The organism is Dickeya parazeae Ech586 (assembly GCF_000025065.1).
Taxonomy (GTDB): Bacteria; Pseudomonadota; Gammaproteobacteria; order Enterobacterales; family Enterobacteriaceae; genus Dickeya; species Dickeya zeae.
The window spans coordinates 1,977,582-1,996,937 of the sequence record NC_013592.1; the positions used below are offsets into that span (position 1 = coordinate 1,977,582).

The 19,356-nt window shown below is 55.0% G+C and carries 13 protein-coding genes and 2 pseudogenes; 3 read left to right on the forward strand and 12 right to left on the reverse strand.

Annotation, left to right across the window (positions count from 1 at the left end; genetic code table 11):
• Nucleotides 1–54 precede the first annotated feature (54 nt).
• Entirely contained in the window at nucleotides 55–660 is a 606-nt protein-coding gene (locus DD586_RS08680; RefSeq protein WP_012884434.1) for an FMN-dependent NADH-azoreductase, read from the reverse strand.
• A 362-nt stretch (nucleotides 661–1,022) separates the two neighbouring features.
• Between DD586_RS08680 and hrpA the strand changes: the two genes are divergently transcribed.
• Nucleotides 1,023–4,910, forward strand: a complete 3,888-nt coding sequence (hrpA, locus tag DD586_RS08690; RefSeq protein WP_012884435.1) for an ATP-dependent RNA helicase HrpA — start codon at nucleotides 1,023–1,025, stop codon at nucleotides 4,908–4,910.
• Between the two features lie 110 nt (nucleotides 4,911–5,020).
• Here hrpA and DD586_RS08695 read toward each other — a convergent pair whose 3' ends face one another.
• The 9 genes and pseudogenes from DD586_RS08695 to rstA form a co-directional block, all read right to left on the reverse strand.
• Complete coding sequence (locus DD586_RS08695) at nucleotides 5,021–5,716, reverse strand: LutC/YkgG family protein (protein ID WP_041164884.1); 696 nt, start codon at nucleotides 5,714–5,716, stop codon at nucleotides 5,021–5,023.
• A complete protein-coding gene (locus DD586_RS08700) occupies nucleotides 5,716–7,137 on the reverse strand; it encodes a LutB/LldF family L-lactate oxidation iron-sulfur protein (RefSeq protein ID WP_012884437.1) in 1,422 nt (473 codons plus the stop codon). Before DD586_RS08700 ends, DD586_RS08695 begins: the two co-directional genes overlap by 1 nt.
• Before the next feature lie 11 nt (nucleotides 7,138–7,148).
• The gene (locus DD586_RS08705) at nucleotides 7,149–7,868 is read right to left on the reverse strand and encodes a (Fe-S)-binding protein (protein ID WP_012884438.1); all 720 of its coding nucleotides are present in this window, start codon (nucleotides 7,866–7,868) and stop codon (nucleotides 7,149–7,151) included.
• Nucleotides 7,869–7,985: 117 nt separating this feature from the next.
• Nucleotides 7,986–9,536, reverse strand: a complete 1,551-nt coding sequence (locus DD586_RS08710; protein ID WP_012884439.1) for an L-lactate permease — start codon at nucleotides 9,534–9,536, stop codon at nucleotides 7,986–7,988.
• A gap of 284 nt (nucleotides 9,537–9,820) precedes the next feature.
• A complete protein-coding gene (locus DD586_RS08715; protein ID WP_012884440.1) occupies nucleotides 9,821–10,639 on the reverse strand; it encodes a trypsin-like serine peptidase in 819 nt (272 codons plus the stop codon).
• A gap of 350 nt (nucleotides 10,640–10,989) precedes the next feature.
• Nucleotides 10,990–11,157 (reverse strand): annotated as a pseudogene (locus DD586_RS22545) (hypothetical protein); the annotation flags it as partial.
• A gap of 69 nt (nucleotides 11,158–11,226) precedes the next feature.
• A pseudogene (gene asr, locus DD586_RS21340) lies at nucleotides 11,227–11,808 on the reverse strand (acid resistance repetitive basic protein Asr); the annotation flags it as partial.
• A gap of 75 nt (nucleotides 11,809–11,883) precedes the next feature.
• Nucleotides 11,884–13,239, reverse strand: coding sequence for a two-component system sensor histidine kinase RstB (gene rstB / locus DD586_RS08730; RefSeq protein ID WP_012884442.1), 1,356 nt, complete (start codon nucleotides 13,237–13,239; stop codon nucleotides 11,884–11,886).
• The gene (rstA, locus tag DD586_RS08735; protein ID WP_012884443.1) at nucleotides 13,236–13,979 is read right to left on the reverse strand and encodes a two-component system response regulator RstA; all 744 of its coding nucleotides are present in this window, start codon (nucleotides 13,977–13,979) and stop codon (nucleotides 13,236–13,238) included. Before rstA ends, rstB begins: the two co-directional genes overlap by 4 nt.
• A gap of 226 nt (nucleotides 13,980–14,205) precedes the next feature.
• Between rstA and DD586_RS08740 the strand changes: the two genes are divergently transcribed.
• Nucleotides 14,206–14,649, forward strand: coding sequence for a hypothetical protein (locus DD586_RS08740; RefSeq protein WP_012884444.1), 444 nt, complete (start codon nucleotides 14,206–14,208; stop codon nucleotides 14,647–14,649).
• Nucleotides 14,650–14,713: 64 nt separating this feature from the next.
• Here the strand turns inward: DD586_RS08740 and dauA are convergent, their stop codons facing one another.
• Nucleotides 14,714–16,429, reverse strand: coding sequence for a C4-dicarboxylic acid transporter DauA (dauA, locus tag DD586_RS08745; RefSeq protein WP_041164889.1), 1,716 nt, complete (start codon nucleotides 16,427–16,429; stop codon nucleotides 14,714–14,716).
• Nucleotides 16,430–16,699: 270 nt separating this feature from the next.
• Nucleotides 16,700–17,800 (reverse strand): sodium-potassium/proton antiporter ChaA, encoded by a 1,101-nt coding sequence (gene chaA, locus DD586_RS08750; protein WP_012884446.1) that lies wholly within the window; start codon nucleotides 17,798–17,800, stop codon nucleotides 16,700–16,702.
• 843 nt (nucleotides 17,801–18,643) lie between these two features.
• On the opposite strand from chaA, the gene DD586_RS08755 reads away from it, so the two are divergent.
• Entirely contained in the window at nucleotides 18,644–19,336 is a 693-nt protein-coding gene (locus tag DD586_RS08755) for a gamma-glutamylcyclotransferase (protein WP_012884447.1), read from the forward strand.
• The last annotated feature ends 20 nt before the right edge of the window (nucleotides 19,337–19,356 follow it).

The following is a 19,356-nucleotide window of genomic DNA, read 5'->3' on the forward strand; positions in this document are numbered from 1 at the left end:
ATTCACGTTGCAGGCCAGGCAATGCACCGGCAACGTGAAGCATGACGGGTAATATTATGCAGATGCCAACTGAGACAGTTGTTCTTTAGCATCAGCCACCGCTTTTTGTGCCATATCCGGGCCGTAAGCGATACCTTCCGCAAACACGAATTCGACTTCGGTGATGCCGATGAAGCCCAGCATCAGGCGCAGGTACGGTGCGACCACATCGCTCTCGGTATCTTTGTGAATACCGCCACGGCTGGTCAGTACCACAGCGCGTTTGCCTTTCACCAGACCTTCCGGCCCTTGTTCGGTGTAGCGGAAGGTGACGCCAGCACGGGCGATAAAGTCGAAATAGTTCTTCAACTGGGTTGAAATGTTGAAGTTGTACATCGGGGCGGCCAGCACGATAACATCGTGTGCCTGCAGTTCGGCAATCAGGGCGTCGGACAGGGCCAGCGCGTCCTGCTGACGCGGAGTCAGCGGTTTGTCGGAAGGACGCATCGCGCCAACCAGCTCACCATCCAGCACCGGTACCGGCTGAGCGGCCAGGTCGCGAACGGTAATGGTGTCGGCAGGGTGCGCTGCCTGCCAGGAGGCAGTAAAGTGGTCAGCCAACTGGTTGGATTGAGAGAAGTCAGCCAAAATGCTTGATTTCAGAACGAGTACTTTGCTCATTGCCTATTCCTTATTAAGTGTGCCAGAACGAACGTTGTCGTTGCATGAACGCATCATAGGTGTGTTATGGGCAACGGGATAGCGCAATATTTCGAGTTCTTTGTTCGATTTTATTGAATGAAGGTGAAGTGAGGAGAGAGAGACCACGGCAGAATCCCTTTTGACGGCATATAGCCTGCGCCGTCAATGTGATACCATGCCCGCCGCCCGAATTTGTGTTTTCGCCATGTTGCGCTGGTCACCGTTTTTTTGGGTAACCATCAGGCGATGTTTGCCGACCAGCGGCACCGGACAGCGGCCATCACCCCTACGTGTTCGGTATGGCGACGCACTCCCGGAATCAGACAGTAAGGAATTGCACCGTGACATCACCTCTCCATGCGTTAGAACCTCAACTTGATGCCTTAATGCTACGTGACCGGCAACGTCTGCGTCGCCGTTTGCAAGGCGCGATGAAAGTGGGGAATCCACAGGCTCAGGCAGCGATTGCGCAGGAAATTGGTCAGGAGATTGACACTGCTCGCCTGCGGGTAGAACAACGCAGGACATCGCTGCCGACTATTCATTATCCAGAGGCGTTGCCGGTCAGCCAGAAACGTGAGGCGATCCTCAGCGCTATCCGCGATCACCAGGTGGTGATTGTGGCCGGGGAAACCGGCTCAGGTAAAACCACCCAGTTGCCGAAGATGTGCCTGGAGTTGGGACGCGGTGTGACCGGGCTGATAGGCCATACCCAGCCGCGTCGACTGGCGGCCCGCAGCGTGGCGGACCGCATTGCCGCCGAACTGGAAACCCCGTTGGGCAGTACCGTGGGTTACAAGGTGCGGTTTAACGATCAGGTGAGTGATAAGACGCTGGTCAAGCTAATGACCGACGGTATTCTGCTGGCGGAGATTCAGCAGGATAGGCTGCTGATGCAGTACGACACGCTGATCATTGATGAGGCCCACGAACGCAGCCTCAATATCGATTTTATTCTCGGTTACCTCAGGCAGCTGTTACCGAAACGCCCGGACCTTAAGGTGATCATCACCTCGGCGACCATCGACCCGCAGCGTTTTTCGCGTCATTTCAGTAATGCGCCGGTGATCGAAGTGTCTGGGCGTACCTACCCGGTGGATGTGCGTTATCGGCCGGTGGTGGAAGACGCGCAAGACAGCGACCGCGATCAGTTACAGGCGATACTGGATGCGGTAGATGAGCTGTGTCACGAAGGGCCGGGCGATATTCTGGTGTTTATGAGCGGTGAGCGGGAAATCCGCGATACGGCCGATGCGTTAAGCAAGCAGGATCTGCCGCATACCGAGATTTTGCCGCTGTACGCGCGTCTTTCCAGCCAGGAGCAGAACCGGGTATTCCAGTCTCACCACGGGCGTCGCATCGTGCTGGCGACCAACGTGGCGGAAACGTCGTTGACGGTACCGGGTATCCGCTATGTGATTGATCCCGGCACGGCGCGCATCAGCCGCTACAGCTATCGCACCAAGGTGCAACGCTTGCCGATTGAACCGGTGTCACAGGCTTCCGCCAATCAGCGAAAAGGGCGCTGTGGCCGTGTGGCGGCGGGGATCTGTATTCGCCTTTATTCTGAGCAGGATTTTCTCTCCCGACCCGAGTTTACCGACCCGGAGATTCTGCGTACCAACCTGGCCTCGGTCATTTTGCAGATGACGGCGTTGGGGCTGGGTGATATCGCGGCCTTCCCGTTTGTCGAAGCGCCGGACAAGCGCAATATTCAGGACGGGGTGCGGTTACTGGAAGAGCTGGGTGCGATTCACACCAGCGATGACGGCCGCTATCGCCTGACACCGCAGGGACGGCAACTGGCGCAACTGCCGGTTGACCCACGGCTGGCGCGTATGGTGCTGGAAGCGCGACAGACCAGCTGTGTGCGTGAGGCGATGATCATTACCGCCGCGTTGTCGATTCAGGACCCACGCGAACGTCCGGTGGAGAAAAAGCAGGCGGCGGAAGAAAAGCATCGTCGGTTTGCCGACAAAGAGTCCGATTTTCAGGCGTTCGTCAACCTGTGGGACTACCTGCAGGAACAGCAAAAAGCCTTGTCATCCAGCCAGTTTCGCAAGCTGTGCCGTAGTGACTACCTTAACTACCTGCGGGTACGGGAATGGCAGGATATCTACACCCAATTGCGCCAGGTGGTAAAAGAGCTGGGCTTCCCGGTGAATAGCGAACCGGCAGATTACCGCAGCCTGCATTGCGCGTTGCTGACCGGGCTGTTGTCCCATATCGGGCAAAAGGACGTCGATAAGCAGGAATTCAGCGGTGCGCGGAACACCCGCTTTGCCATTTTCCCCGGCTCCGGTTTGTTTAAGAAGCCGCCGAAGTGGGCGATGGTGGCGGAACTGGTGGAAACCAGCCGTCTGTGGGGGCGTATCGCTGCCCGCATCGAACCGGAATGGGTCGAGCCGCTGGCGCAGCACCTGATCAAGCGCAGTTACAGCGATCCGCACTGGGAAAAAGCGCAGGGCGCGGTGATGGCGCAGGAGAAAGTCACGCTGTACGGTTTGCCGCTGGTGGCTGCCCGGAAAGTGAACTATGGCGCTATCGACCCGGTGGTGTCGCGTGAGCTGTTCATTCGCCACGCGCTGGTGGAAGGCGACTGGCAAACCTCCCACGGTTTTTTCCGGGCCAACCAGCAATTACGCCAGGAAGTGGAAGAACTGGAAAACAAATCCCGTCGCCGCGATATTTTGGTGGATGACGAGACACTGTTTGCGTTCTACGACCAGCGAGTGCCCCAGGATGTGGTCTCCAGCCGCCATTTCGACAGCTGGTGGAAGCAGGCCGCCAACGCTAACCCGGAATTGCTGAATTTCGAAAAGGCGATGCTGATCAAAGACGGCGCGGAACGTGTCAGCGCGCTGGATTACCCGAACCATTGGCAGCAGGGTGAGCTGCGGTTACGGCTTACCTACCAGTTTGAACCGGGCGCGGACGCGGACGGCGTGACCGTGCATATCCCGCTGCCGGTGTTGAATCAGGTGAAAGAAGACGGGTTCGAATGGCAGATCCCAGGGTTACGGCGTGATCTGGTGGTGGCGTTGATCAAGTCATTGCCCAAACCGATACGGCGTAACTTCGTGCCGGCGCCCAACTATGCAGAAGCGTTTCTGGCGCGGGTCACGCCACTGGAAAAAGGGGTGCTGGAAGCGCTGGAGCGTGAGTTGCGCCTGATGACCGGCGTGACGGTTGATCGCGAAGCCTGGCAGTGGGATCAGGTGCCCGATCATCTGAAAATCACCTTCCGGGTGGTGGATGAGAAAAACCGGACGCTGCGCGAAGGCAGGCAGTTGCGAGCGCTGAAAGATCAGTTGCAGGAGAAGGTGCAACAGACGTTGTCGGCGGTGGCGGATGACGGCATCGAGCAACGCGATTTGCACATCTGGAGTTTTGGCGATTTACCGGAGCGCTACGAACAAAAACGGGGCGGTTATGCGGTAAAAGCCTATCCGGCGCTGGTGGATGAAAAAGACAGCGTGGCAATCCGTCTGTTTGATTCGCCGCACCAGCAACAGCAGATGATGTGGCGTGGTCAGCGCCGTCTGTTGCTGCTCAATATTCCGTCACCCATTAAGTATCTGCACGAGAAACTGCCGAATAAGGCTAAGCTGGGGCTGTATTTCAACCCGTACGGCAAGGTGCTGGAGCTGATTGACGATTGCATCGCCTGCGGTGTGGACAAATTGATGGAGCAAGCCGGTGGCCCGGTGTGGCAGGAAGCGGCGTTTCGCCAGCTGCACGAGCGTGTGCGGGCGGAGCTCAACGACACGGTGGTAGATATCGCCCGTCAGGTAGAGCAGATCCTCACCACGGTGTTCAACATCAATAAGCGGCTGAAAGGCCGGGTGGACATGGCGCTGGCGCTGGCATTAAGCGACATCAAAAGTCAGTTGAGCGGGCTGGTATTTCGCGGTTTCGTGACCGATAACGGCTACAAGCGGTTGCCGGATGTACTGCGTTATTTGCAGGCTATTGAGCGTCGGCTGGATAAACTGGCGCAGGATGTCCACCGCGATCGGGCGCAGATGCTGAAAGTCGAGCAGGTGCAGCAGGCCTGGCAACAGTGGCTGAATAAGCTGCCGCCGGAACGCCGCGATGATGATGACGTGAAAGCCATCCGCTGGATGCTCGAAGAGTTGCGTGTCAGCTATTTTGCCCAGCAACTGGGCACGCCGTATCCCATTTCTGATAAACGCATTATGCAGGCGATGGATCAGATCGACGGGTAACGCGGATAGACGGGTAAAGCGAATAGCGGGATAACGTAGATAATCGGATAGCCCTTGCCCGGTGCTCAAGTAGCATCGGGCAAGGGGATAGTGGCGATTAATGGTGGCAATTAACAGTCTTCGATGATCAGATACGCGGCGTTAACCGGGCCGTGTACCCCGACCACCTTGATAAGCTCGATGTCAGCGGTGGAACTGGGGCCGCCTATCAGGTTGATACAGGAAGGCATTCGGGTGCCTTGCTCCGCCAACTGATGCAGATGGCGCGCCAGTTGTGCGACACGCGGTAAAATCGTGCTCTTGCGCACCACAAAAATTGACGACTCCGGCAGTAAGCTGACTGCACGGCCGCGATCCGGGGTGGAAAATAGCACCACGCCGCCCGATTCCGTTAACCCATATTCCGCGTAAACCACGCCGACCTTGGCTTGCTCGGCCAGCCGGATGTTTTCTTCTCCCCGCGCAGGATCCCACACCACGGCGTTGCAGGTTTCCTGCAACCGGGCGGTAATTCCCAAAGCGACCAGCCGCTCATCGCCGCTGAGGATAACCGGTTCGCGGCCATAGCGTTCGCATAAACGCCACGCTGCCTCGGCAGCATCGGCTTCGGTGGTTAATTCACAATGCGCCAGCATGACGTTGCTGGCGCATTCAATAAACGCGTCACAGCGTTGCTGCGCGTCAAGTTCAGTCAGACGGGTCTGGGCGTGATCATGCGCAGGAACCGGCGGCGGCGGCGGAAGATGGCGAACCGGGCGGCCCAGTGCGTTGGCGATGTCAGCTAAAAATGCCTCTCTGTGATTCATCATTTATTTCCCTGCGCTTTGTGTTTTTTAAACCAGGAACGGAAACTTTCACCATCGGCGGGCGGCAAGTCACGCGCCTGTGTCCATTCGCTGATGGCGCCGATGTTAATGGGGAGTTTCCCGTCCCGGATAAACCAACTGGCGGCACGAGCGCCTGCTATCATGCCGACTTTCCATAACGTCGGGTGGCTGTTGGCATACGCGAACAGCTTAATCGTGTTCTGCTCGCCTTTGGGCGTGAGCCCACCTTCTGCCATGACGCGGCGGTGTTTCAGAATCAGCTTCGATAACGGAATTTGGACCGGGCATACGCTGTCACAGGCGGTACACAACGAGCAGGCGTAGGGCAGATCTTTAAAATCATCGTAGCCACCCAGCAGGGGAGAAATGACCGCACCGATAGGGCCTGGGTAGATAGAGCCGTAGCCGTGACCACCGATATGACGGTACGCCGGGCAGGTGTTCATGCATGCGCCGCACCGAATACAACGCAATATGTCCTTGAACTGCGACCCCAGCACGGTGGAGCGGCCGTTATCGACAATCACCAGATGGAATTCTTCCGGGCCATCCACATGGCCTGCTTCGCGAGGGCCGGTGAGCCAGGTGTTATACCCGGTCAGCCGTGCGCCGACGGCACTGCGCGCCAGCATGGTGATGAGCACATCGACCTCTTCAAACGTCGGCGCGATACGTTCCATCCCCATCACCGCGATGTGTGTTTTCGGCAACGTCGTACACATGCGGGCGTTACCTTCATTGGTTACCAGACACACGGAGCCGGTTTCCGCCACGGCGAAGTTACAGCCGGTGACGCCGATTTCCGCACTCAGAAAGTCCTGACGAATTTTTTGGCGGATGAACAGTGTCATGGCTTCTGGGGTTTCCGGCCCGTCGTAGCCCAACTTTTCACGCAACACCCGTTGAATCTGGTGACGATCTTTATGAATAGCCGGTACCACGATGTGTGACGGCGGATCGCCATCAAGCTGCAGAATGTATTCGCCAAGATCGGTTTCAATCACCTGGATACCGGCTTCCTGCAGCACGTGGTTCATGCCAATTTCTTCGGTGACCATCGATTTGGCCTTGACCACTTTTTTCGCCTGCTTCGACTGAGCGACACGCAGGATGTAATCCGTTGCGTCCTCTTTGGTTTTGGCAAAAAAAACGTGACCGCCGTTAGCGCTGACGCGTTCTGAGAGCTGGTAGAGGTAAGCATCCAGATTAGCCAGTACGTGCTCGCGGATTTGGCTGGCACGCTCGCGCCAGTCTTCCCAATGCCCCAGCTCATCCACCATTTTCTGGCGGTTGGCACCGATGCGCTCCTGCGCGTTGGCCACGGCGTTACGCATAATGGGGTCGTCTATTTGCTGCTTGATACGCGCTTTGAAAGCAACATCGCTGGTTTTTAAGTACATGGGTAACCTCCTCAGCGGCTCATCAACACTTCGGCGATATGCATCACCTTGACCGGGCGTCCTTCGCGTTGCAGACGTCCGCCGATATTGAGCAGGCAACTGACATCGGCACCGATCAGGTAATCCGGCTCGGCATCCATAATATGGCCCACTTTTTCTTTCACCATTTCACCGGAGATTTCCGCCATTTTTACCGAGAAGGTGCCGCCGAAACCGCAGCAGGTTTCCGGTGCCTGAAACGGCAGCAACGTCAGACCGTCGACCTGTTTCAGCAGCGCCAGCGGTTCTTCTTTCACGCCCATCTTGCGAAACAGACTACAGGACGGATGGTAAACCGCCTTGCCGGGTAAACGCGCCCCCACATCGACGACGCCCAGCGTGTTGACGATGAACGAGGTCAGGTCGAACATCCGCGCGGCGACCTTCTCCGCACGTTTCGCCCACATCGGCTCATCACCCAGCCAGGAGGCGTAACTTTTGATGGCGTAGGTGCAAGAACCCGCTGGGGAGATAATCGGGTCGTCGTTTTCCTCCAGTGCCGCAATCAGGTTTTTCATCCCCGGGATGGCTTCTTTCACATAGCCGCTATTGAGCGCGGGCTGACCGCAGCATCCCTGCTTTTCAGGGAAATGAACCTGGCAGCCTAAGTGCTCCAGTAGCAGCACCGAATCACGAGCCATCCGTGATTTCAGCGCGTCGCCGATACAGGTCACAAAAAAATTAACATTCACGACAGCTCTCCAATACAGGGTATAGGCTTGTTTTTATGATAAGACGGTATCGTCCGGCGCTGATTATTCGGAAAAACAAACAGGTTCAGGACATAAATAATCAGGGCATCAACAGGTTTATGACATAAACAAATAATAAAACAGTCCGACTTTTAGCCCGAGAATCAAGATATAGGCGGTGCAGTATTTCAGCGTACCGGCCATGATGGCGCTGCCTTGCCCGTCCATTCGGGTGGCGGATACCGCAATGGCGATACTCTGCGGGGAGATCATTTTCCCGCCGGTTGCCCCGGAGGTATTGGCCGCCGCCAGCCAGACGGGGTCAATATGGAGTTTTTCTGCCGCGACCGTTTGCAACTTGCCAAACAGAACGTTCGAGTTGGTATCGCTACCGGTGACGAATGTCCCCAGCGCACCGATGATAGGCGCGATAAAGACATAGGCACCCCCCGTGAGATTCACCATGGTTTGCGCCAGCGTGGCGATAAGCCCACTGACATCCATGATGGTCGCCATCGCGACGATAGTGGTGATAGCAATAATCGAGTTTTTCAACTGCTTAATCGTGCTAGCTAACACGCTCAGCATCTTGCCTAACGTGGCACCCTGAATGAAACCACCCAGTAGGGTCGCAATAATGATCAGCACGCCCGGTGTGGCAATCCAGTCGATTTTCAGTGACAACGCTTTTCCTTGCGGTAACGGGAACGACAGCGTCGAGGTCACCTGCCCGACAACCTGCTTAATGCCGGGGAATAACGGCGAGCAAAGCAGGATAAAGGTAAAAATAAGCATATAAATAGAACAGGCTTTCAGCAATTCACGGCCTGAAGGCAACGTACCCGAACGGGTATTATTCTGGATAAGATAGCGCGAATCGGTTTGTCCCTTACGGGCGCGCCCCATTGCCGCGACCGCAATCAGGCTGACAAGGCTGCCTGCGAATGCCGGGAGTTCCGCACCCAGGTGAACGGCGACAAAATACTGCGGGATCAGTGTGGTAACTCCACACACCAGGGTGATGCCCACCACGCCTTTGATCGCTTTCACGCCGTCGCCGATGATGGCGATAATCACAAACGGCAGCAGAATGTTGAACAGTGCCAGTTGCAAAATGATCGTGCCGCCTAAGGCGGTAACCGGCAGGTGGACCTGCTCTGCCAAAATCGACACCGGAATACCGACGGCACCGAAGGCGGTGGGCACGGTGTTCGCCACCAACGAGGCGATGGCCGCTTTCAGCGGGTTAAAACCCAGCGCAATCAGAATACCGATAGGAATCGCCACGGCGGTACCGTAGCCCGCCGCCGCTTCAAGGAAGCCGCCGAAGCACCAGGAGATCAGCAGTACCTGAATACGTTTGTCGTCGCTAATGCTGGCCAGTACGTCACGCAGAACATCCATGCTGCGTGTTTCTTGCATCAGGTTATAACTGTAAATCGCACCCAAAATCACGATGATGATAGGCCATAAGCCTTTTATCACCCCATAGCCAATGGCCGAACCGAGTGTTTGTAACGGCATGTGCCAGACGGTCATGCTCAGGATAGCCGTGATCACCAGGGTGATCAGGACAGAATGATGAATGGGCATTTTGATTTTCAAAATCAGAATGATCATTATCACTAATGGCAAAACGCCAAGTGAGAATTGTAAGTATTCGTACATGATGCTCCCTAAAATAAAAATGTAACTTATTGATATCGTTCTAGGAGTAATCGATTATAGAGAGATCAAAAAATTGGGTCAGGTGGCTGGATCGCTTCATTGAAAGATAAGTTTCAACTTATCGGTAAAAGGTATGAACAGGTTATCCTTAGGTATAAGAGAAGGTTAATACCATTAACAATTTGTGGGCTTTTACTGCAAAAAAGGGGTAGATAGAGACCGTGTGGGGGGAGGGGACGGGCAACTGCCGGTATGTCAGCGACGATACCGGCAGGTCATTGCTATCAGCGTTTCTCTTTAGCCAGTGCTTCCAACTGCTGGCGTATGGCGGTAACCGCAACAGCGCGGTTATCGGCGAGATTACGGTTGCTGGCGTCCGGGGCGGAGCTTTGGATGCCGACCAAAATCCAGCTACCGGCGGTTTTCAGCATCAACGGCGAACCGCTGTCGCCCGGTAAGGTGTCGCAACGGTGCGCCATCACCGCCTTATGGACCCAACCGGTAATCTGGCAATCCTGATGGCGGTACAAGGTGTCCTCATGGTCTTCCGGGTAACCGGCCTGAGTAACCTTCTGTTGTGCCGCATCCAACGCGGTTTTCAGTTCTTCCTGCGTGCCTTGCCAGATAGGCAATGGGCGGATGCCTGGCGGCGTTTCCCGCAGGCGAATCAGGGCGAAATCCCACGGTGCGGCAGCGGGGGGAACGATCCAGCCATCACCGTCCGCTTTTAACATTCTGGCCAGCTTCTTATTGGTTAACGCTTCAATTTTATCGGTTTCATAGCGCCAGCCGTTTTCTGTTGACAGAAAACGCAGTGCGACCGGTTTGTCCGGTACGCCGGGCGGTGCCACGACACAGTGGCCTGCTGTCAGCGCCAGATGAGGTGAAATCAAGGTGGCGGTGCACAGATTGCCGCTGGCAGTTTCTAATTGACCAATCGCCTGCCATGGCCACTGGGAGGTATCCGGCACGCTATCGCGATCATCATGATTAAAGAACAGGATCTGCTTTTGTTGTTCCGTCAGGGTTGAGGTGTCGTCATCAGCCCACGCGTAAGGGGCGAGCACGCTCAATGAACATAACAACCAGGCTGATATGCGCATGTAATGAATAGCCTTTAACAATGAAATTCAGCGTAGTAACCGTCATCAATCCACTATAAACGTAGCATGCCAACATCAAGGCAGGAAACGATAGGGTAAAGTTCAGGTGGATTGGATGACCTGATTGGGGCGCGCTGGTGAGAGTGAAATCGGATTACAGGAAAAATACAACAATGACCAACGCGCAGATAAGCAGGAAGGACAACATGATTTCGAATGAATAACGCCGCAGCATTATCAGGTCCCCCATGAAACAAACACCCGGCGAACCGGGTGTTTTATAACGCTACCGTCATGCCGATAATCGCTACCGGTGTTCATGACCATTAACTATTTCTTACCTGGGTGAATTAAGCGGCTGTTGGAGCAGCAACTTTCTTCGCTTTCTTCACTTTTTTGTGTTTTTTAGCAGCCTGGGCTTTCTGAGCAGCCGGAGCTTTCTTAGCTACTTTTTTGTGTTTTTTAGCAGCCTGGGCTTTCTGAGCAGCCGGAGCTTTCTTAGCTACTTTTTTGTGTTTTTTGGCAGCCTGGGCTTTCTGAGCGGCCGGGGCTTTCTTAGCTACTTTTTTGTGTTTTTTAGCAGCCTGGGCTTTCTGAGCAGCCGGAGCTTTCTTAGCTACTTTTTTGTGTTTTTTGGCAGCCTGGGCTTTCTGAGCAGCCGGAGCTTTCTTAGCTACTTTTTTGTGTTTTTTAGCAGCCTGGGCTTTCTGAGCAGCCGGGGCTTTCTTAGCTACTTTTTTGTGCTTTTTGGCAGCCTGGGCTTTCTGAGCAGCCGGGGCTTTCTTAGCTACTTTTTTGTGTTTTTTAGCAGCCTGGGCTTTCTGAGCGGCCGGGGCTTTCTTAGCTACTTTTTTATGTTTTTTGGCAGCCTGAGCTTTCTGAGCGGCCGGGGCTTTCTTAGCTACTTTTTTGTGTTTTTTGGCAGCCTGAGCTTTCTGAGCGGCCGGGGCTTTTTTCTTAGCTACTTTTTTGTGCTTTTTAGCAGCCTGAGCTTTCTGGGCCGCTTTCTTCTTCTCAACTTTTTTCACCGGTTTTTTCGCGGTATCCGCTTTAGCCGGAGCGGCAGCAGTTGCCGGGGCGCTAGCCGGAGCAGCAGTGGTGCCAGCTGCGAAGGCTACAGAGGACAGACCCAGAGCCGCACCTGCGATCAACACTAAAAATTTATTCATCGTAAATTCCTCATTATCCCGTTCACATTTCAAGCCCTAGGGTGGGCCGATGACTGAAGCATAAGATAAGCTACGCTAACGATCTGTGAGTGTTTGGTTTCCGCGTGTAACGGATTGTACAAGGTTCGCAGACGAAGAATTTGACGCGGGTTTGGCGGTGACAATCGGCCAGCGGAACAGGAAACGAGCGCCCCCCAACGGGCTGCTGTCGACTTCAATGGTGCCGTTGTAAGCACGTACGATGGCATGAACAATGGCCAGCCCCAGACCGCAACCGCCACTGCTGTTTTCGATACCTGCCTCCAGGCGGATGAAGGGTTCGAAAATGTGCTCACGGTCTTGCGGCGCGATACCTGGCCCGTCATCTTCCACTTGCAGACACGCAGTCTGCTGATCGAGTGTCAATCCTACCCGCAGGCGTTGTTGGCAGAAACGTAACCCATTATTGACCAGATTATTCAGTACCCGCTCCATCAGGCGCAGGTCGACATAGCCAAAATGGTTACCGCTCGCCACATCCAGTTCAATCAGCTTGTCATCGTGCACCAGCCGAAAATCCTCAACCCGTTTTTGCAGCCATTGCGACAGGTCGATCTCTTCGAGATGCAGCGTCACCTGAGGCCGGTCGAGACGGGCGTAGGTCAGCAGTTCGTCGATGAGCGCTTCCAGTTGGCCGACATCCCGGTTGATGGCTTCCTGCTCGTCATCGGTCAGGTTGTCGCTCATCGCCAGCCGGTAACGTAACCGGACCAGCGGGGTGCGCAGCTCATGGGCAATATTGTCGATGAGCTGTTTCTTACTGGTAATCAATTGGTTGAGGTTATCGGCCATACGGTTAAATGCCACGCCTAAGCGAAACAGGCTGGAGGTATTATCAAAATGGGTTCGCTCCTCCAGATGACCGTCGCCCAGTCGCTGCGCCGCGCTTTCCAGTCGTAACATCGCTTTCCAGTGTGGACGCATCCACAAGAACACCGGCAGCGCCAGCGACAGGCCGATTAGCGCCAGAAACAGCAGGTTGACCAGCCGTATCTCATGCAGGAAGAACAGGTAGGGGATGGGGCCGACCGCCAGCACATAATGGCTGCGCGGAATACGCTGGATGAAGGTGTACTCGTCATCCAACGCGACGATTTCACCCTGAATCAGCCGTTGTTGCGCCAGCGTGCTGAGCCGATATTTATTGATGGGCTCAATGTGTAACTTAAACGACAGGTTGAGATCCATCTGGTTGATGGTCTTGTGCCACTCTCTGGGGGGGATGGAGCGTAACTCGTTGCGAATCAGGTACAGCGAGCTTTTCATCAGGTCGTCCATCGATTGTCGACCGGCGCGCTCCGCCGTGACTTTGTACACCAACCCAACCAGCAGGGTCATCACCAGAAAGCTGGCAAACAGCAGTAGAAAGAACTGAATAAACAGTTTTTTCATGGCGTGAGGGTCTCCCAGGCATTCGGGGCGAACAGGTAGCCTTTGTTGCGGATGGTTTTGATACGCACTGGCTCCAGTGCGTTGTCGTAGAGCTTTTTGCGCAGGCGGGAAATCGCCACATCGATACTGCGATCCATGCCGTCGTAACTGACGCCGCGCAACGCCTTGAGCAACGCTTCACGATCCATGATCTGCCCGGCATGGGTGGCCAGTAACCACAGTAAATCGAAGTCCGACGTGGAAAGCGGAATATTTTCATCTGCCAGCGTGACGTCGCGGTTAACCGGGTCGATACACAGCAGGCCGAAATGCAGCGATTTATGTACCTGCACCTGTGCTTTTTCCGGCGAGTTTTTCTCAACGACAGGTTGTGGTGCGGCGGCGTATTGGCGGAAATGTAATCTCAGACGGGCCAGCAGGACCGCGGGCGGTGTGGTCTTCAGGATATAGTCATCGGCACCCATCTCCAGCGACAGAATGTGGTTCATGTCGCTGTCGAGCGAGGTGAGCAGAACGATCGGGCCGGAGTATTGCGGGCGGAGTTCGCGGCAAATCGTCATACCGTCCTTGCCGGGCAACATGATGTCCAGTAGCACCAGGTCGGGCTGTTGTTCTTCGATGAAGGCCAGTGCGTTGTCACCACGAGGTTCGATGCGCACATCAATATCATGTTTGCCCAGATAGGCTGCAATCAGTTTGCCAACTTCCGGATCATCCTCAACAAAAACAACTTTATACATGACATTCTACTCACAACAGTACGCGTATTATGACTCATGCAACAGCATGGGAGCGAGGGTGAAAGCGTAGGGTGCGCTGGATCGCATTGCCAGCAGAAAAGCCCCTGCTTTTGCCGTATAGCTCTACAATTGTTAGAGATACTATACCTTATTAATCCTTTTTACGTTGTAATGGTTGATGTGAATGGTGCGACGCCAATGGTCGCTTGACGGAAAGGAGAGAAGGATGGAAGAGGCTCACTCTGGGCCTGCGGGCTCCTCTGAAAGGATGTGTATTGATTATACCGCGTACCTGGGTGCACTGTGCCGTAAGCGCTGGCGTTTTGTTGATGCGTTGTATGGCGTGATGCCTATTTTTGGTATGGTGACCAAATCCTCTATGGCGACAAGAGCCACCGGTGCCACGGGTAAAGATGACCTGCTGGAGCTGGCGATGCAGGTGTTATCCACTCAGGCCAGCGATGAAACGAATCTTTCTCGTCTGATTACTCTGGCGTGTCAGCATGGGGTGACGGAGCTGGATATCCGGTTGCCGTATGCGTTGTCAGGTGAGCAATTGCAGATAATCGAACGGGCGTGCAGCGGCCACGAATTGGTGTTGAACCAACAGGCGGAATGCCTCTCGGTGCATGCCGTAGCGCCAGCGGCGTCATCAGGGGTGTTTTGCTAGTCAGCTGTGATTATAACGAGCACAGAGAAAACCGGCCTCGCGCAATGCAAAGGCCGGTTGGTTGTCAGGCGTTGAGCGCGTCGTGCTGGGGTTGAGTTTCTGCCAGCGCTTGTTCCAGCGTCGCGTAGAATCCCAGCCTGTTGGCAATCGGCGTCACATTCGCCCGAGCCAGTGTTTTGAGCGGCTGGAACGGAATATCGGTCAGAATCAACTGTTTTTCCGGCGGTAACAATTCCACAAAGTGGCGGAATGCGTTAAGGCCGCCCGCATCCAGCACCGAAACCGCGTCCCACTGCAGGATAATGGTCGGATAAGGCTCGGCACGCTCCATCAGTTCCGTAAATAGGCGCTCTGCTGCTGCAAAGAATAACGGGCCGTTGATACGCAGCACCAGCCGCTGGTCTGCAACGGTGCCCGGCAGTTCGCTCAGTCGGGTCATGCGCGCCACATTCCTCATAAACAGCAAGGAAGCCAGCACAATACCGACCGTAATGGCGATCACCATATCAAACAGAACGGTTAACCCCATGCACAACAGCAATATCAGGATATCGTCGCGTGGCGCCCGGCGCAGGATATAGACCACTTTGTGCGCCTCGCTCATGTTCCAGGCAACCAGCAACAGCAACGACGCCATGGCGGAGAGCGGCAGATAAGACAGCCAGGGTGCCAGTACCAGCAAAGACAGCAGCACCAGCAAAGCGTGGAGCACCGCGGCGACAGGCGAGGTGGCGCCGGCACGCACGTTTGCCGCTGAGCGGGCGATCGCCGCCGTAGCAGTAATGCCGCCAAAGAACGGGGCGACCATATTGCCGATACCCTGGCCCAGCAGTTCGCTGCTGGGGTGGTGTTTTCGGCCGGTCATCCCATCCAGTACGACGGCACACAGCAACGATTCAATGGCACCTAACATCGCCATCGAAAATGCCGCTGGTAGCAGTTCGGACAGGCTTTGCCAGCTCAGCGTCATGGTGTGTCCATCCGGCGCGGGGATGTTCCACGGCAGGACAAACTGCGGCAGGATCGCCGGGATCCCTTGCCCGCGGCTGCCGTCGGCCAACAGGTAGCTAAAGCGCGAGCCGATGGTGGCGACATCGATATGAAACGTCGACAGTACTCCCATCACGGCGGTGCCAGCCAGTAGTGCCGGCAGGTGCCCCGGCAGGCGTACGCCGAGCCGGGGCCAGACTATCAATACCAGCAGTGTCGTGGCACCGATGAGCGTGTCGCCGATATTGAGTGTGGGCATAGCCAGCGCCAGCGCCGCAACTTTGGCGGCATAGTGCTCTGGTACCGTCGCCATGGTCAGGCCAAAAAAATCTTTTACCTGCATGGTGGCGATAGTAATGGCGATACCCGACGTGAAGCCCAGCGTGACCGGCAACGGGATGTATTCAATCAGCCGCCCCAGCCGACACAACCCCATCAGCAGTAAAAAGACCCCGGAGAGCAGAGTGGCGACCAGCAGCCCGGAAAGACCAAACTGTTGCGACACCGGGTTGAGAATGACCACAAACGCGGCTGTCGGCCCCGATACGCTGTAGCGCGAACCGCCGCAGATGGCGATCAGCAATCCGGCGACCGCCGAGGTGTAAAGCCCGTACTGCGGCGGCACACCACTGGCGATAGCCAACGCCATTGCCAGTGGGATGGCAATAATACCGACTGTAATGCCGGCGATAACATCATGAGTAAAACGCGCCAGGGTGTACTTTTCTCGCCAACAGGCTTCGATGAGTGCGCTGAACGGTCTGATACCGTTAATTCGGTGTGATTTCATGGAAAGCAAGAACCAAACAATGAAAAACAGGCGGGTCGACAGCGGCCCGTCACGGCCAGGGCGTGTGCCGCCTGCGGTGGTTGCCTGAAAAACGCGAATAAAAAACGCAGCCACCACGGTAGGACACAGTCCAAAGTCGATACCATACGCCTGTTTTTTGGCGAAGATCCAGCGATAAATCAATAGAAAGGGTTTTTTCGGGGAAAACAGAACTGTTGCCTGACAACCTGCGCCGGTATCAGGCGATGATACCGGCACAGACGCGCGCGCTTACAGCATGACGGTCATCAGGTACGCCACGAACAGCGCCAGATGAGCGCTACCGTTGAGTACATTGGTGCGACCGGTAGAAAACGAAATTTGGCACAAGATCAGTACCGATAACATCACCACGATGTGGGGCAAGTCGAGGGCGAAATGCAGTGTCCGACCGGTGAGGGTGGCTATCAGCGTCACCGCAGGGACCGTCAGCGAAATGGTTGCCAGCACGGAACCAAAGAACAGGTTCATCGCACGTTGCACCTGATTACGCAGTACGGCGGTAATCGCCCCCAGACCTTCTGGCGAGAGGATCAGCAGCGCGACCAGAAAACCGGTGAACTGGGACGGGGCGTTCATGGCGTCCAGCAGGCCTTCCAGTTGGGGGGAGTCCATCTTGGTAACGGCAATGACCGCCACCAGGTGGACCAGCAGCCAGACGGCATGCCAGGCAGAGCTGTGTGCGGAAGGTTTGCCGTGATGTGGGTCGCCGTCATCGCCCTCGTCTTCGTGCTCATAAACAAACAGGCTTTGATGCGTACGGGTCTGAATCAACAGGAAGACACCGTACATCATGGCTGAAATCAGCGCGATAATAATGGATTGCGCCACCGAAAAATTGCCGTCCGGCAAGGCGGCCGGGAACACCAACACCAGCACCGCCAACGGGAAGATGGCCATCAGGTATTGCTTGATGCCGCCCAGATTAACGTACTGCGTGGCAAATTTTCGCCCGCCCAGCAACAGGGCGAAACCAACCAAACCGCCGCTGACGATCATAATGATGGAGTAGAGGGTATCGCGCATCAGCGTCGGACCCGCATCACCGGTCGCCATCAGCGCTGAAATCAGGCTGACTTCAAGAATGACGACCGACAGGCTGAGGATAAGCGACCCGTAGGGCTCTCCCAGCCGGTGCGCCAGCACATCCGCATGACGCACGACGCTAAATGCGCTGGCGAGGATCCCTACCAACGCCAGCAGATTGATGCCGACCATGGCGGGCAGGCTGCGACTATCACCCCAGAGCATAAGCACCAGCAGCGCCAGCAGGGGGAAGATCAAGGTATATTCGTGATGACGGGTTTTCACCGCGTCAGTGGATGTCGGCATGATCGGGTCTCCTTATATACCGCTTAAAAACAGATACCGCCTAAAAACAGATATCGTCTGCAAACAGAATGTGGTGAAAGCAACATATCGCGACAATACATGTCATCGTGACATCGTGATAATACATGTCGTGAAAACACGTTTCCCCGCATGCAATCTGCTTAAAAAACGATGCGCTCGGGAATCCATACTGAGGTGGTATCCGGGCATTTATCGCTGCCGACAAAGTATGGCTGGCACGGGCCATCGTCGGCGGGGCTTACCTGAATGTTTTCTCTGCCGTGCCGATAATGTTGGCATCAAATTATTGCTGAAAGAGTGCAGTAGCTTCAAAAAATGAAAGCGAATCGAGGTTTTTATTATTTGATATTTATATCACTAATAATAAAGGAGTTTGTTTATTTTGTTTACTATCTTTACCAAAGAATAACGCACTTTATCTTTCTATACATAGTCATTTCCAGGACTAATCAAGGATAACTAAGGTGTGACCGCCATTTGTTCATGAATCGGCAGGCTGTGTTTGAGGTGGCAGGCCCGGCATCTATTTCTGGAGAAATTTCGCCGGTCATTCCTGAGACGGCGGCACTGAATGCTGCAGTGGTCAGGCGAGATATCGCCTAAGGCGTGGCTATTCCACCTTGTTGCCATTGCATTTTCTTACCGTTCTTAATGGCTCATCGGCTTTATGATAATTCTGGTAAAGATTAACGATATTTTGCCGTAGAAATAAGCAATACCTGCGTTGATTATAGGGTTGATGATCGGCCAGAATATGATCGACCGGAATAGACAAGGCGATGCCGCCGCGCAGTAAAATCGTTTTAGTGAGGGCAGTAGGTAGTGTTGACGCGTGATTTTTTACAGAAAGCGGATTGTAAAACCTCGTTTGGAAAAATTGATGAATCATTGCTGCTAACGCCTCAGCAGCGAGAGGCTTCTCTGGCGTGTACGTTGGCATCCCGCCCCGATCAAAGTCCTGTCTGGGTGTTTGGTTATGGCTCGTTGATGTGGAACCCGGTGTTTGATGCCGAAGAAGTCTGTGTGGCAACGCTTCACGGCTGGCATCGTACCTTTTGTTTGCGTCTTACCGCGGGCCGCGGTACGCACAGTCAGCCCGGCCGTATGCTGGGGTTGAAACCGGGAGGCGAAACGACCGGACTGGCCTATCGGTTGCCTGAAACAACGCTGCGTGACGAACTGGAACTGCTGTGGAAGCGTGAAATGCTGACCGGCTGTTACCGGCCATTGTGGTGCGAGTTATGGTGCCAGAACGGCGAGCCGATTACCGCGCTGGTGTTTGTCACCAACCCGGAACATCCGTTGCTGGAAGCGGATACCTGTATTCAGAGCATTGCGCCGTTGATTGCCAGTGCCAGCGGGCCGCTCGGTACCAATGCCCAGTATCTGTTCGCGCTGGAACAAGAGCTAAATCATTACGGCATGGAGGACGAAAGCCTGAGCGCGCTGGCGCAGCGGGTGCGTGAGCTGCAACAAAACCTCTCCATCGGCCCGGCTCAGGAAGCCCCGTGCTGATTGGCATTTGACTGATTGAC

Bases quoted from the DNA above. Each gene is read 5' to 3' on its own strand.
- chaA (WP_012884446.1), bottom strand. From the start codon at position 17,800: ATGCCGACATCCACTGACGCGGTGAAAACCCGTCATCACGAATATACC.
- DD586_RS08710 (WP_012884439.1), bottom strand. From the start codon at position 9,536: ATGTACGAATACTTACAATTCTCACTTGGCGTTTTGCCATTAGTGATA.
- rstB (WP_012884442.1), bottom strand. From the start codon at position 13,239: ATGAAAAAACTGTTTATTCAGTTCTTTCTACTGCTGTTTGCCAGCTTT.
- DD586_RS08680 (WP_012884434.1), bottom strand. From the start codon at position 660: ATGAGCAAAGTACTCGTTCTGAAATCAAGCATTTTGGCTGACTTCTCT.
- dauA (WP_041164889.1), bottom strand. From the start codon at position 16,429: ATGAAATCACACCGAATTAACGGTATCAGACCGTTCAGCGCACTCATC.
- DD586_RS08740 (WP_012884444.1), top strand. From the start codon at position 14,206: ATGGAAGAGGCTCACTCTGGGCCTGCGGGCTCCTCTGAAAGGATGTGT.
- DD586_RS08695 (WP_041164884.1), bottom strand. From the start codon at position 5,716: ATGAATCACAGAGAGGCATTTTTAGCTGACATCGCCAACGCACTGGGC.
- rstA (WP_012884443.1), bottom strand. From the start codon at position 13,979: ATGTATAAAGTTGTTTTTGTTGAGGATGATCCGGAAGTTGGCAAACTG.
- DD586_RS08715 (WP_012884440.1), bottom strand. From the start codon at position 10,639: ATGCGCATATCAGCCTGGTTGTTATGTTCATTGAGCGTGCTCGCCCCT.
- DD586_RS08700 (WP_012884437.1), bottom strand. From the start codon at position 7,137: ATGTACTTAAAAACCAGCGATGTTGCTTTCAAAGCGCGTATCAAGCAG.